The organism is Nostoc sp. EspVER01 (assembly GCF_034530635.1).
Lineage (GTDB): Bacteria > Cyanobacteriota > Cyanobacteriia > Cyanobacteriales > Nostocaceae > Nostoc.
This window is the reverse complement of sequence record NZ_JAVRCS010000031.1, coordinates 56,535-68,535: the sequence shown is the minus strand read 5'-3', so window position 1 is coordinate 68,535 and position 12,001 is coordinate 56,535. Positions and strand designations below refer to the sequence as shown.

Annotated in this window: 12 protein-coding genes and 1 tRNA gene; 6 read left to right on the top strand and 7 right to left on the bottom strand. The window is 42.2% G+C overall.

Annotation, left to right across the window (positions count from 1 at the left end; translation table 11 throughout):
• Positions 1-384: 384 nt before the first annotated feature.
• From RMX69_RS22620 to RMX69_RS22600, 5 genes are all read left to right on the top strand, one after another.
• Positions 385-657, top strand: coding sequence for a hypothetical protein (locus tag RMX69_RS22620; protein ID WP_012410874.1), 273 nt, complete (start codon positions 385-387; stop codon positions 655-657).
• 13 nt (positions 658-670) lie between these two features.
• Positions 671-1,348 (top strand): ABC transporter ATP-binding protein, encoded by a 678-nt coding sequence (locus RMX69_RS22615; protein ID WP_289798692.1) that lies wholly within the window; start codon positions 671-673, stop codon positions 1,346-1,348.
• A gap of 235 nt (positions 1,349-1,583) precedes the next feature.
• The gene (locus RMX69_RS22610) at positions 1,584-2,135 is read left to right on the top strand and encodes an NYN domain-containing protein (protein ID WP_289798693.1); all 552 of its coding nucleotides are present in this window, start codon (positions 1,584-1,586) and stop codon (positions 2,133-2,135) included.
• Positions 2,136-2,279: 144 nt separating this feature from the next.
• Positions 2,280-2,351, top strand: a tRNA-Asn gene (locus tag RMX69_RS22605).
• Positions 2,352-2,375: 24 nt separating this feature from the next.
• On the top strand, positions 2,376-3,551 hold the full coding sequence (locus RMX69_RS22600; protein ID WP_322638765.1) for an aminotransferase class V-fold PLP-dependent enzyme: 1,176 nt from the start codon (positions 2,376-2,378) through the stop codon (positions 3,549-3,551).
• A gap of 721 nt (positions 3,552-4,272) precedes the next feature.
• Here the strand turns inward: RMX69_RS22600 and RMX69_RS22595 are convergent.
• Positions 4,273-5,112 (bottom strand): M56 family metallopeptidase, encoded by an 840-nt coding sequence (locus RMX69_RS22595; RefSeq protein ID WP_322638767.1) that lies wholly within the window; start codon positions 5,110-5,112, stop codon positions 4,273-4,275.
• The gene (locus RMX69_RS22590) at positions 5,112-5,531 is read right to left on the bottom strand and encodes a BlaI/MecI/CopY family transcriptional regulator (RefSeq protein ID WP_069069046.1); all 420 of its coding nucleotides are present in this window, start codon (positions 5,529-5,531) and stop codon (positions 5,112-5,114) included. The genes RMX69_RS22595 and RMX69_RS22590 overlap by 1 nt, the downstream gene beginning before the upstream one ends.
• A 332-nt stretch (positions 5,532-5,863) precedes the next feature.
• Between RMX69_RS22590 and RMX69_RS22585 the strand changes: the two genes are divergently transcribed.
• The gene (locus RMX69_RS22585) at positions 5,864-6,604 is read left to right on the top strand and encodes a 2-phosphosulfolactate phosphatase family protein (protein ID WP_289798695.1); all 741 of its coding nucleotides are present in this window, start codon (positions 5,864-5,866) and stop codon (positions 6,602-6,604) included.
• Between the two features lie 140 nt (positions 6,605-6,744).
• On the opposite strand, the gene rfbD is transcribed toward RMX69_RS22585, so the two are convergent.
• From rfbD to RMX69_RS22560, 5 genes are all read right to left on the bottom strand, one after another.
• Positions 6,745-7,635, bottom strand: coding sequence for a dTDP-4-dehydrorhamnose reductase (gene rfbD, locus RMX69_RS22580; protein ID WP_322638764.1), 891 nt, complete (start codon positions 7,633-7,635; stop codon positions 6,745-6,747).
• A 277-nt stretch (positions 7,636-7,912) separates the two neighbouring features.
• Complete coding sequence (gene rfbC / locus RMX69_RS22575) at positions 7,913-8,458, bottom strand: dTDP-4-dehydrorhamnose 3,5-epimerase (protein WP_289798697.1); 546 nt, start codon at positions 8,456-8,458, stop codon at positions 7,913-7,915.
• 113 nt (positions 8,459-8,571) lie between these two features.
• Positions 8,572-9,648: a glucose-1-phosphate thymidylyltransferase gene (locus RMX69_RS22570; protein ID WP_289798698.1), complete on the bottom strand. Its 1,077-nt coding sequence runs from the start codon at positions 9,646-9,648 to the stop codon at positions 8,572-8,574.
• A 91-nt stretch (positions 9,649-9,739) separates the two neighbouring features.
• A complete protein-coding gene (locus tag RMX69_RS22565; protein ID WP_322638763.1) occupies positions 9,740-10,834 on the bottom strand; it encodes a glycosyltransferase family 1 protein in 1,095 nt (364 codons plus the stop codon).
• Complete coding sequence (locus tag RMX69_RS22560) at positions 10,834-11,994, bottom strand: glycosyltransferase family 1 protein (RefSeq protein ID WP_322638762.1); 1,161 nt, start codon at positions 11,992-11,994, stop codon at positions 10,834-10,836. Before RMX69_RS22560 ends, RMX69_RS22565 begins: the two co-directional genes overlap by 1 nt.
• Positions 11,995-12,001: the final 7 nt, after the last annotated feature.

Sequence of the window (12,001 nt, the reverse complement as noted above, 5' to 3'; positions counted from 1 at the left end):
CGTCGAGAACGTCAAACCACCCTCTACTAGGGGCGCGTCCAACTGCGATGGTCATTACAGCAAATCTCCAAATGTTTATAAGTACAGGTTGTATCTGTATTATAGATGGCCATATATAAAGCCTTCCATAAGCAGAAAGTTAACCAGGTTGTTAACCAAGTTTACAATTTTTTACACACCTTTAATCATATTAGGTGTAAATTGCTAATTTTTCTAGGGGTTTTGTCATAAAAATTAATTTTTGATTCAGATTGAGGTGAGAGAAAGGGGAATGGACAGTTGACAGTGGATAACTGTTCAATAGCGAATGCTCAATGCCCCATTTTCCTAGAATCAGTCAGCTGACGCTAAAATGAGTCCACAGTTAAATTTGATTATTGCTAAATGTTTACCATCGATTTAAGCATCAGAAACACTGCTTTCCCGATCTCAGTACAACGTAAGTCAGCAGAGGATGCTGAGGCTGTCTATCAGCTAATTTTGGCAGCAATCCGTTCTGGGAACCCTGACATTGTAGAACTCAAGTGCGAAGGCAAGACAGAGAAAAAAATTGCTGTCCGCGCTAGTGAAATTTCTGGAGTGCAGATTGTTCAGAAAGATGGTACAACTCCTGGTGGCGGCAGACCACCTGGCTTTTTCGCTGTAGCTGCTGAGTAACCAAGGTTGACAAATGGCTCAAGTGGGCATTGAGGTCAAGGATTTAAATTTCAGTTGGCCTAATGGAGAGAAAGTGATCAAATCTTGCTCTTTAGAAGTACCCAAGGGTGAGTTTTGGATGCTCTTGGGTACAAATGGCAGCGGAAAATCTACTTTACTGAGACTGCTGGCGGGGTTATTAGCTCCTGAATCTGGCGAAATTCGGGTTTTACAACCCGTTGGCTTTGTCTTCCAAAATCCGGATCATCAACTGGTGATGCCAACGGTTGGTGCTGATGTGGCTTTTGGATTGGTGGAAGAAAAGTTGCCACCTGCTGCTACCAGAGCCAGGGTTGAGGAGGCGTTAGGAGCGGTGAATTTGCTTACTTTGCAACGACGCCCTATCTATGCACTTTCTGGCGGACAGAAACAGCGAGTCGCGATCGCAGGTGCGATCGCCCGTCGCTGTGAAGTTCTATTATTAGATGAACCCACTGCTTTACTAGATCCAGATAGCCAGTTGGATTTAGTTGCTGGTGTCCGCCGCCTTGTCAAAAGTCGAGGTATTACAGCCCTTTGGGTGACACATCGATTAGATGAGCTAAATTACTGTGACGGCGCTTTTTTGCTAGAAAAAGGCTCTTTGGTTGATAGTGGGGAAGCCCAACGCCTCAAACAACGTCTGATGGAGGTACACAGCGAAGCCTCTTAATTGAGTGCTGAGTAAAATTCATTGTACTTAGCACTCCTGAATACTACTAATAAAGAACTGTAACGCGCCTTTTAAACAAAGGCGCGTTTTAAGTTGGTGGGTCTATCTGAAGTTTGAGTTTTGTGAGGCTGCCGTATTTTTTATTCTGTGTAGCATAGTGTTACAGACTATGCATCAATTATTATAAAACTTATGAATGAATTTTGTTAACTCTAGAAAATTGTGATCAAAAACCATGCCCCGTTCCTTACTCCAAGCCGTTTTGTTAGTGGACGGCTACAATATCATAGGCGCTTGGCCTTGCCTTAAAAAAACGCGTGATAGCGTTGGATTAGAGGCTGCACGGGGCGAACTTGTGGAAGCGATGACTGGTTATAGTGCGTTTCAAGGTTACACAACTCAGATAGTTTTTGATGCCCAATATCAGAACACCTCTAGTAATAAAGAAATTATTACTGAGCTTTTATCTGTTTATTACACTGATTTTGGGCAAACCGCAGATACTTATATTGAAAAATCCTGCGCTTCTTTTCGCCACCAAATAGCCCAATCTTTGATTTCTCGTGTGATTGTTGCTACATCAGATCGGGCACAGCAGTTGATGATCCAAGGATATGGGGCTGAATGGTTGTCAGCACAGCAACTCTGTGGGGAAGTGGAAACCACTGTTTGCCGGATGCGACAAAAGTATCATACGCGCAAACAATCTAAGAGTCGGTTTTTAGCTAATGCCATTGATGCTAAGGCGCGGCAGCGTCTGGCTGAATTACGAATGGGATTACAGTAGATATTTAGTATCTCAGAGTCTCTGCTTAAGTTCCTGAATCGATTTTGGCTGCAAAATTTCTATAAATTAACTATCTAAAAAAAATATTGGCGAAAGTACTTGCCAAATACTATTTTTAGCCCTAAGATTATAAATCGTGAGTGGTCCTCAGTAGCTCAGTGGTAGAGCGATCGACTGTTAATCGATTGGTCGCTGGTTCGAATCCAGCCTGGGGAGTTTATCAATTTTGGATTTTAAATTTTGGATTCTAGATTATCCATCAGAGATTTATGGTCGCTTGACTCGGCTGTGACGTTTCTGAATCATGGGTCTTTTGGTGCTTGTCCTAAACAAGTGCTGGAGTTTCAACAACGTTTGCGATCGCACCTCGAACATGAACCCTTACGCTTTTTTGGTAGGGAATGGGAACCTCTGCTAGACGATGCCAGAAGTAAGTTAGCGGCGTTTGTAGGTGCTGATGTGCAGGATTTGGTATTTGTCCCCAATGCGACGACTGGCGTTAATTCGGTGTTAAGGTCGCTGACGTTTTCACCAGAGGACGAAATACTTACAACCAACCACGAATATAATGCTTGCCGCAATGCACTTGATTTTATTGCCAGTCGCACTGGTGCGCGGGTGGTAGTGGCAAAAATTCCTTTCCCCATTGACTCGCCACAGCAAGTAATCGCAGCAGTAATTGAGCGAGTTTCACCAAAAACACGATTAGCACTTTTGGATCATGTTACCAGTCAGACAGGGCTAATTTTCCCGATGCAAGAGTTGGCGAAGGAGTTGCAACAACGGGGTGTAGATACATTGATAGATGGGGCACATGCGCCTGGAATGATTTCTCTCGATTTACGAGAGATTGACGCAACTTATTACACGGGGAATTGTCATAAATGGCTGTGTGCGCCAAAAGGGGCAGCATTTTTGTATGTGCGACGAGATAAACAGTCAGAAATTCGTCCTCTGACAATTAGCCACGGGACAAATTCGCCACGCATTGATAAAAGCCGCTTTCAGTTGGAATTTGACTGGACAGGTACAGACGATCCTACAGCTTATATGTGTGTACCGGAAGCGATCGCTTTTATGGGTTCCTTGTTACCTGGTGGGTGGAAAGAATTGAGACAGCAAAATCATCAGCTAGTGTTGCAGGGAAGACAGCTACTTTGTGAAGCGTTGGAGGTGCAGCCGCCTTGTCCAGAGGAGATGATTGGTTCAATGGCGGTTGTGCCAATGCCTACGATATTGGAAAACCGCGATTTCATGTCTGTACACGATGAGTTGTTTGATAAGTTTGGTATTCAAGTGCAGGTGATGCCGTGGCAGGAAAAACCTCGGCTGTTGGTAAGGATTTCGGCGCAGATTTACAATACTTTAGAGCAGTATGAGTATTTGGCAAAGGTGCTAAAGGGGTTGTGCTGTTAATCTAGTTTAGGAAATTGGCGATCGCTTCAATGCTTTGTTCTGCACTATTGGCAGTCAACATTGGGCCATTTGCCAAATAGATATTTTCATTGAAGATCCCAGGCTATTTGTCGGTCGTAAAGATGAATTACACGCGATCGCTCTCTCCTGCGCCGGATAATCCACGGGGAAACTCCCACACAGCAAGACAAAGGCGTTATCCGCAAACTAACGCGAAAAGAAATCTTGACTCCAGAAGGCAATGCTTTTCAAGTGCCTTTGGTACAAAAATATATAGAACAGTTGCTAGAAGAAGAATAAGCGGGGTTGCATATTTGCGGGATGATTTTACTATTTTTGTGAGATGGGCAACATGAGCGTCCCTTGTATTTCTGGGCGGGCAGGATGCCCACCCCACAAGAATCATCCCTTAATTCAGCAACGCCGAATAAGCTTAATTCGTAGTTCGTAATTACCGCTTGTTAATTTGTTTTGATTGCAATTTTCGTTATAAACATTACGAGTTTTGTTAGCAACGCTACGAGTTTTGTTACAAACACTACGAGTTTCGTTAGTAACGCTACGATTTTCGTTACAAACACTACGAGTTTTGTTAGCAACGCTACGATTTTCGTTACAAACATAACGATTTTTGTTACAAACACCACGATTTTGTTACAAATAACATAATTTTCGTTACAAACATAACGATTTCGTGCTGTAGTAGCTTTTTAAATTCAACTTAACTATGAAATATCACAGTCAGTAGAGGTAGGAACGCCAACAGAAAGCCATGCCACGATTGCAATTGAGCTTCTGGGGTTGCTTCTGTTGGTGCTAATAAAGCTTCTACTCTTTGTTCTAAACGATCTGCACCAGAGGAACCTAATGCAGCACAGCAAATTTCCGATAAAACGGGGCCGCTACTAACCACTAATAAAAGTGATTCTGCTAGCACCAGAGGGTCTACTTGCAATGCTGCATAACCATCGGCACGGAGTTCGCGCAAAGCTAACAATTCTTCCCACAAAGGCTCTGTATTTGGCAACCATGCAGTGCAAGAACGCACCCAACCCAGCCAGAAAAACCAGAACGTATCCCTATAATGGTGATGCCCTTGCTCATGGGCTAAGACGCTTTCTAAATGAGCAGGTGAGAGAGTTTGCACTAATCCTTGGCTAACCACTAATTCTGGTTGCCAAAAACCAATTTGACCTGCAAACAACGCGCCCGTTTGCAGCAGTCTGGCTCGTCTATCGCCAACATTCACTAAAGGGCAGTTACGGGCAGATTCTACAGACTGCCAACCCTGGAAAGCAAGTTTAATGCATGAAATGGCAAAAAATGCTAAATAAGTTAATGCTAGTAAATAGCTAATTGAGCCTGTATACATTCCGCCCATTTGTCCTTGAGGCCCCATGAACAGCACCGCGATCGCAGTCATGAAAATTAGCAAGGGGGGGAAGAGAAACAAAAATAGCGATCGCTGCCACCGCCGACTCCAATTGCCTTGGGGTTGATTCCAAGTGGATCTTAACCACCAGGCAACTGCCAAAGCATTCAAAATCATTATTAGATGCATCATTGTTCCTCCCTGGCTTGGCGTGCAGATTGAATACGTTTAGCGATCGCTGCTATTTGCTCACTAGCTGCTTCATCTAGACTATCGGCAAAGGCAGCAATAACATCGGGATTTCCCACTGCTAGAAATCGCTGTAACTGCTCGTGAGCTTTGATTACATCTGATTGCTGCTTACTCAGCATTGGCCGCCAATAGAATGCCCGCTCTTTCTTATCGCAGGCCAGCCAACCTTTATCAGTGAGGCGACGTAAAACTGTGGTTACAGAAGTATACGCTAATTCGCGGTTGGGATCGGCGAGGATGCGATCGTGTACATCCTTGACTGTGGCTGAACCAAGTTCCCAGATAATATTTAAAATTTCCGCTTCCAACGGGCCTAAAGATAGCTGTTTAGGACGGTAGTCGGGTAAAGGTGCCATAGCGATTTTCAATTTGGGATGAGCGGAGTGGAGGTAAAAATTTTACTTTCTATTTGGCTAGGTATTAGTCAGGATGCGTAGTGGTACTAACTTAGAATGCCAAATACAGCTTGAGAAAATCTGTTCTTGTCTTAGATTACAGGATAGTGCAGCAAATATGAAAGTCTAAAAGCATAAAAATGGACTTTTTGAGTATTTTTGTATTGAATTGATTACATTGTGCATATTTGATGCTAAAAAATTGTTTGCGAATAATTGTGACTATAGTTAGTGACACCAACTAGGTAGAATGTTATTTGCGGCAGTAGTATTAAAACAGGTGTATCCAGCCCGTGAAGTTATTCGTATACCACACTCCTGAATTGACTCCAACGGATAAAGCGCCAGAATGTGCGATCGCAGTCGATGTCTTGCGAGCCACTAGCACAATAGCGACTGTCTTGGCATCTGGAGGCGAAGCTGTACAAGTATTCAGCGATTTAGATCAGTTAATTGAAGTTAGCGAAAAATGGCCCCCTGAAAAACGTCTGCGGGCTGGAGAACGCGGCGGCGCGAAAGTCGCTGGTTTTGAGTTGGGAAACTCTCCCCTCGACTGCACACCAGAATTAGTGCAAGAGCGGCGTTTGTTTATCAGTACCACAAACGGCACTCGTGCTTTACAAAGGGTACAAGACTCCCCAAATGTATTAGCAGCAGCCTTGATTAACCGGGCGGCGGTGGTGCAATTTCTCTTAGATAAGCAACCAGAGACAGTATGGATTGTCGGTTCCGGTTGGGAAGGCAGTTATTCCTTAGAGGATACAGTTTGTGCAGGTGCGATCGCTCATAGTATTTTGCAGCAAACCAAGTTGTCACCTGAAGAACTCGCTGGTAACGATGAAGTAATTAGTGCGATCGCTCTTTACTCTCAGTGGCAAGATAACTTATTAGGATTACTTCACCAAGCTAGTCACGGTCAACGATTGTTGCGTCTTGACTGTCTAGATGATTTAAAATATTGTTCCCAAACTGATATTTTAGATGTCTTGCCAATACAACATGAAACGGGAGTATTAAAAAGTCAAAAGAAATAGCGAATAGGGAGCAGAGGAGGCAGGGGGAGCAGGGGAGACAAGGGAGACAAGGGGGAATTATTGATTGAACAAGTCTCTCCCTTGTCTCCCCCCTCTACCTTGTCTACCTTGTCTCTTCTCCATGCCCAATGCCCAATGCCCTATTCCCCATGCTCAATTTTCAAATCTGTGAGCATTTGCCGGAGTCTTTGTCGCCAATGGGGGGGATAAGTCCCTAGAATTGCCGCAATTTTTCCACAAGCAAGGACGGAATAAGCAGGGCGACGGGCTGGTGTGGGATATTCGGCCGTTGTAATGGGGACAACACGTTCAACTTTCAAAGGGAAGCCTAGCTGTTGGGCTTCTTCAAAAATGGCGACGGCAAAATCATACCAGCTAGCAACACCGCTATTAGTGTAGTGATAAGAGCCGCTAATTTCTGGAGTTAATTGGGGAATCGTCTGGGCTATAACTGCCGCTATATCTTGCGCCCAAGTCGGGCTACCAATTTGATCGGCGACAACACGAAGTTCTTGACGTTCTGCACCTAGTCGCAGCATGGTTTTGACAAAGTTACTTTTGCCAAAGGTTCCATAAACCCAAGCTGTGCGGAGAATGAGATGATGGGCGCAATTTTCCCGAATAGCTTCTTCTCCAGCGAGTTTGGTTTTACCATAGACACTCAACGGATTAGTCGCATCAGTTTCTTGGTAAGGGCTACAGCCATTGCCATCAAAAACGTAATCGGTCGAAATATGAATTAGAAAAGCTCCTAACTTTTGGCTTTCTTGGGCAAGAAATAGGGGTGCAAAAGCATTAATAGCGGTAGCAAGTTCGGGTTCGCTTTCGGCTTTATCTACAGCAGTATAAGCGGCAGCATTAATGATGATTTGTGGCTGCTTGGATCTGATAACTTTGCGGAGGGTATCGGATTGGGTAAGGTCTATTGTTGGGCGTGCTACTGAGATAATATCGCCGGATGATGAGAGTATTTGTTGTAGTTCCTTACCCACTTGACCGTTACTACCAATCAGCAAAATTGATTTAGTCATTTGTCATTTGTCACTTGTACTGAGTTTCGACTGCGCGGTAATCGAGCGAAGTCGAGATTCAACTACCGCGAAGCCGTTGGCGTGGTAACAGAGCGTAGTCGAAGTGCAGCCTCTCGTAGAGAAGTATTTGTCATTTGTACAAGAGAAGCCACGCTCACTCTTTAACGTGGTTTGAATTAGTCCGATGAAAGACAAAGTTTTTCCGCACACTATAAAAGTAAGCTTAGGGTATCACAAGAGGCTGGGTATCTGACAAAATCCAATGACCAATGACCATTTAATCAAATACTTCAGCAGTTCTGAAAGATTTACCTGCTTGGTCTTTAGCTGATAAAATTGGTGGTTCACTCAGGGGCCAATCTATCGCTAAATCTGGATCGTTCCATAGAATTGTGCGATCGCTTCGGGGCGCGTAGTAATCTGTAGTTTTGTAGAGAACTTCGGCTATTTCTGAAAGCGCCAGAAAGCCGTGAGCAAAGCCTGGTGGTATCCACAGTAGGCGTTTGTTTTTAGCACTGAGTTCATAACCTACCCACTTACCGAAGGTCGGCGAACTTGTTCTAATGTCTACGGCTACATCAAAAATAGTGCCAACAATCGCCCGAATGAGTTTACCTTGAGGTTGTTGGATTTGATAATGCAATCCACGTAAGACGTTTTGTTTAGAGCAAGAGTGATTATCTTGGACGAAGTTCGTAACAATCCCTATCTCTTGAGCAAATTTTTGGTGGTTGTAAGCTTCAAAAAATAAACCGCGTTCATCTCCAAAGACTTGGGGTTCGAGTTGGATAACTTCGGGAATTTTGGTATGTACAATGCTCATTAATATTATCAGTAATGTGCCACAGTCTTAATTATGAGAATAATTTAATACTTGTATTTTACAGGTATTAGAATAAGATTTTGACTGTGGCTTTTTTCTTTTGAATAAGTAAATCACGTTAGTTCAATTTGACAGTCATCGCCAATCATAAATCGCAAGGCTTTAGGGCGACGGGGTGCAAGATTCAATTGTGCCCTTTGTCCAATCACACTATCAATAATGCGCTGATGGATGCCGACAATTTTAGCACCTTCTAAAATAACGCTGTGTTCTAAATCAGTATCAATGAGTGTGACATTGTTAGCGATGCTACTATAAGGGCCAATAAAGCAGTTTTCTAAATGACAATTGCTACCAATGATTACTGGCCCCCGAATTGTGCAGTTAATTACTTTAGATTTTACCCCGATTTGGACTCGTCCAATAATCTGACTTTGGGCATCAATTTCGCCCACAACTGATGCTGTCAGATAAGTATCGAGAATCAATCTATTAGCTTCTAATAAATCATCTTTTTTACCAGTATCTAACCACCAGCCTTGGAGATTGTGGGCTACAACCTGCTTTTGCTGATTAATCAGGTATTGAATAGCATCGGTGATTTCCAACTCGCCTCTGGTGGAAGGTTGAATATTTGCGATCGCATCATAAATAAGGTGAGAAAAGAAATAAACCCCTACCAATGCCAGATTTGAAGGAGGAACTTTGGGTTTTTCAATTAACTGTAATACCCGTCCTGTTTCATCCACCTGAGCCACACCAAAGGCACTAGGGTTAGCAACTGAACGTAAGAGAATCAAAGCATCTGGCTGTTGTTGGCTAAATTGTTGCAGAAAGTAACGTAACTCACCTAGTTGAATCAGGTTATCTCCTAAGTACATAACAAAGGGAGAATCTCCTAAAAAAGGACGAGCGATTTGGACGGCGTGAGCAAGTCCAAGTGGCTTATCTTGTACGATGTAGGTAATGTTCGCTCCAAAGTTTTCTCCATTTCCGGTTTTTCCTTGGACTTCTGCCCCGGTTTCTGGACTGATGATGATGCCAATATCAGTAATACCAGCCGCGACCATTTCTTCAATGCCATACCATAAAACCGGTTTGTTAGCAACTGGTACAAGTTGTTTTGCCCCGCTGTAGGTGAGGGGACGTAAGCGTGTACCTTTACCGCCAGAAAGAATTAGTGCTTTCATAAGGATTTAGGATTAATTACAAGTCATTAGTCAAGATAATCTGAAATCTTGACAAAATCCCAAATCATTGCATTTAAATTCTGGCGTTGATTTATAGGTAACGGGATAACACCTCGGCGGTTGCTTTTCCTGTTTTTTCCCAACTGAATTTTTGAGAGTGAGTAATACCTTGACTAGAAAGGCGCGATCGCAATTCTGAATTAGTTGCAATAGACTGCATTGCCTCTGTAATTTCTCCGGTGTTGTAGGGATTGATCATAATCGCCGTATCGCCAGCCACTTCAGGTAAAGAAGAGAGATTGGAGGTAATCACGGGAGTACCACAAGCCATTGCTTCGAGAACAGGTAAACCAAAACCCTCCCAGAGACTAGGAAAAACCAGAGCGATCGCTTCATTGATAATTTTTGGTAATTCGCTGTAAGGTACATAGTCAAGGAACTTCACCTGATTAGTTACACCCAATTCTGCAACTTGTATTTTTAAAGTCGGGGTGTAACGCGAATCAATTGGCCCTACTAACCATAGTTCATAGTCTTTGCAGTTAGGTAACGCCGCAAAAGCACTGATGAGTCGCTGGATGTTTTTGTAAGGATCTTGGCGACCAATATAGAGAAAGTAGTTGCTGGTGGGGAGGTTGAGAGGAAGGAAGTGAGTGCGATCGTGCGCTAAAGGAATCGGAGTAATTTTACTGGCGGGAATTTGGTAAAAATCAGTGATGTCTTTAGCCGTAGTCTGGGAGATGCAAATAATGTGTTGTGCTTGCTTAAGAACTTGGGGAGTGTAGTAGCGATGGTAGGGTGTAAGTGGTGAAAAGCGTTTGCCAAAGCGCAACGGTATCATGTCAAAAGATGTGACAACAAAACGGCAGTTGCTATAAAGGGGTGCTTCCGGTAGCGGGGAGAATAAAAGATTAGATTTGAGATTTTTATATATTTGTGGTAATTGAAATTGTGTCCAAATCAGGCGCTTAAAATGACCTTTTGTACCGTGGTCTGGTGTTAAGTTTGACGGTATTGGATAGCAGTCAAAATAGGGACATTTTTGCGCTACTAATAGAGTCGGTTGCAAAGATTTTAAATAAGGAAAAAGGTTTTGAGCATAGTTGCCTATACCCGTTGGTTTAGACAAGAGAATAGATAAGTTAATAATTAATTGTTTGGCAGAGGTATTATCTACTATTTTCATTAAATAATGGTTCTATAAGCGTTTAATGTTTCTTTTGCCGTTCTTTCCCAAGAAAATAATTTTGCTCTGGCTTTCCCTTGATGAATTAATTCTTGACGTAACTGAGAATTACTGATTACTTTCAGTATGGCTTCCCCTAGTTGGATAGAGTTACTAGGGTCAACTAGTATAGCAGCATCTCCTGTAACTTCTGGAATTGAGGAAGTATTGGAACTGATCACAGGAGCGCCTAGAGTCATTGCTTCCAATACAGGTAAACCAAACCCTTCGTAGTGAGATGGATAAACGAAGACATCAGCTTTTGAGTAAAATAATGCAACTAATTCATTGGATAGGTAATTAAGATGATGAATTTGGTTTGCCCAAGGGGAATTTTCAATAGCTGCAAATATCGGTTCGTAATTCCATCCTTTCTTACCAATTAATATTAATTGATGTTCAATTTTATACTTTTCTTTTAAAAAATTAAAAGCTGTGATTATAGTATTAATATTTTTTCTTGGCTCTATTGTGCTGACAAAAAGTAGATATGGCTTAGAAAAATCATAATTAGCTTGTTTTTCTAGCTCTTGGGCAATTTCCTCAGACAAGTAATTAGGATAGTAGCGACTAGCTAAAGGTGTAACATAGACTTTGCTGGGGTCTACTTTCAAATATTCAATAATATCTTTTTTAGAGCTTTCTGAAATTGTTAGAACTAAATCTGTCCACTGTAAACATCGCTTTACCTTTTCTGTATATGTTTTTACAACTGAATCTATATAGTTAGGATATTTAATAAAAGTCAGATCATATATATTCATTACCTTTAAACTATTTTGACAGGGATAAACTGAGTAATTTGTACCATGTAATATATCTGGAGAACCAAAATATTTTTCAAAGTAAGATAAACTAGGTTTAAACGCTAAAGCTAATAATAAATCTGAAATTCTTACAGGTAAAGGCAAGAGATACTGTTGAGAAGAATGTTTAAAAGATTTAGGAAACCTGAAATCACCCCGAAGCCAATTTTTTAACCCTGGTTGATACACTACTCCTAACTGAAAATTTTCTTCTTTTTGTAATACATCAAGAGCGCATATCAAATTAGCAACATAAAAGCCAACCCCACTGGGTTTTGAATCCACTGGGGTGGCATCAACTACAATTTTTAGCATCAGAATA

Excerpts from the sequence above, each read along its gene's own strand:
- RMX69_RS22620 (WP_012410874.1), top strand. The coding sequence starts at position 385 with ATGTTTACCATCGATTTAAGCATCAGAAACACTGCTTTCCCGATCTCA.
- RMX69_RS22615 (WP_289798692.1), top strand. The coding sequence starts at position 671 with ATGGCTCAAGTGGGCATTGAGGTCAAGGATTTAAATTTCAGTTGGCCT.
- RMX69_RS22610 (WP_289798693.1), top strand. The coding sequence starts at position 1,584 with ATGCCCCGTTCCTTACTCCAAGCCGTTTTGTTAGTGGACGGCTACAAT.
- RMX69_RS22595 (WP_322638767.1), bottom strand. The coding sequence starts at position 5,112 with ATGCATCTAATAATGATTTTGAATGCTTTGGCAGTTGCCTGGTGGTTA.
- RMX69_RS22590 (WP_069069046.1), bottom strand. The coding sequence starts at position 5,531 with ATGGCACCTTTACCCGACTACCGTCCTAAACAGCTATCTTTAGGCCCG.
- rfbD (WP_322638764.1), bottom strand. The coding sequence starts at position 7,635 with ATGACTAAATCAATTTTGCTGATTGGTAGTAACGGTCAAGTGGGTAAG.
- rfbC (WP_289798697.1), bottom strand. The coding sequence starts at position 8,458 with ATGAGCATTGTACATACCAAAATTCCCGAAGTTATCCAACTCGAACCC.
- RMX69_RS22570 (WP_289798698.1), bottom strand. The coding sequence starts at position 9,648 with ATGAAAGCACTAATTCTTTCTGGCGGTAAAGGTACACGCTTACGTCCC.
- RMX69_RS22565 (WP_322638763.1), bottom strand. The coding sequence starts at position 10,834 with ATGAAAATAGTAGATAATACCTCTGCCAAACAATTAATTATTAACTTA.
- RMX69_RS22560 (WP_322638762.1), bottom strand. The coding sequence starts at position 11,994 with ATGCTAAAAATTGTAGTTGATGCCACCCCAGTGGATTCAAAACCCAGT.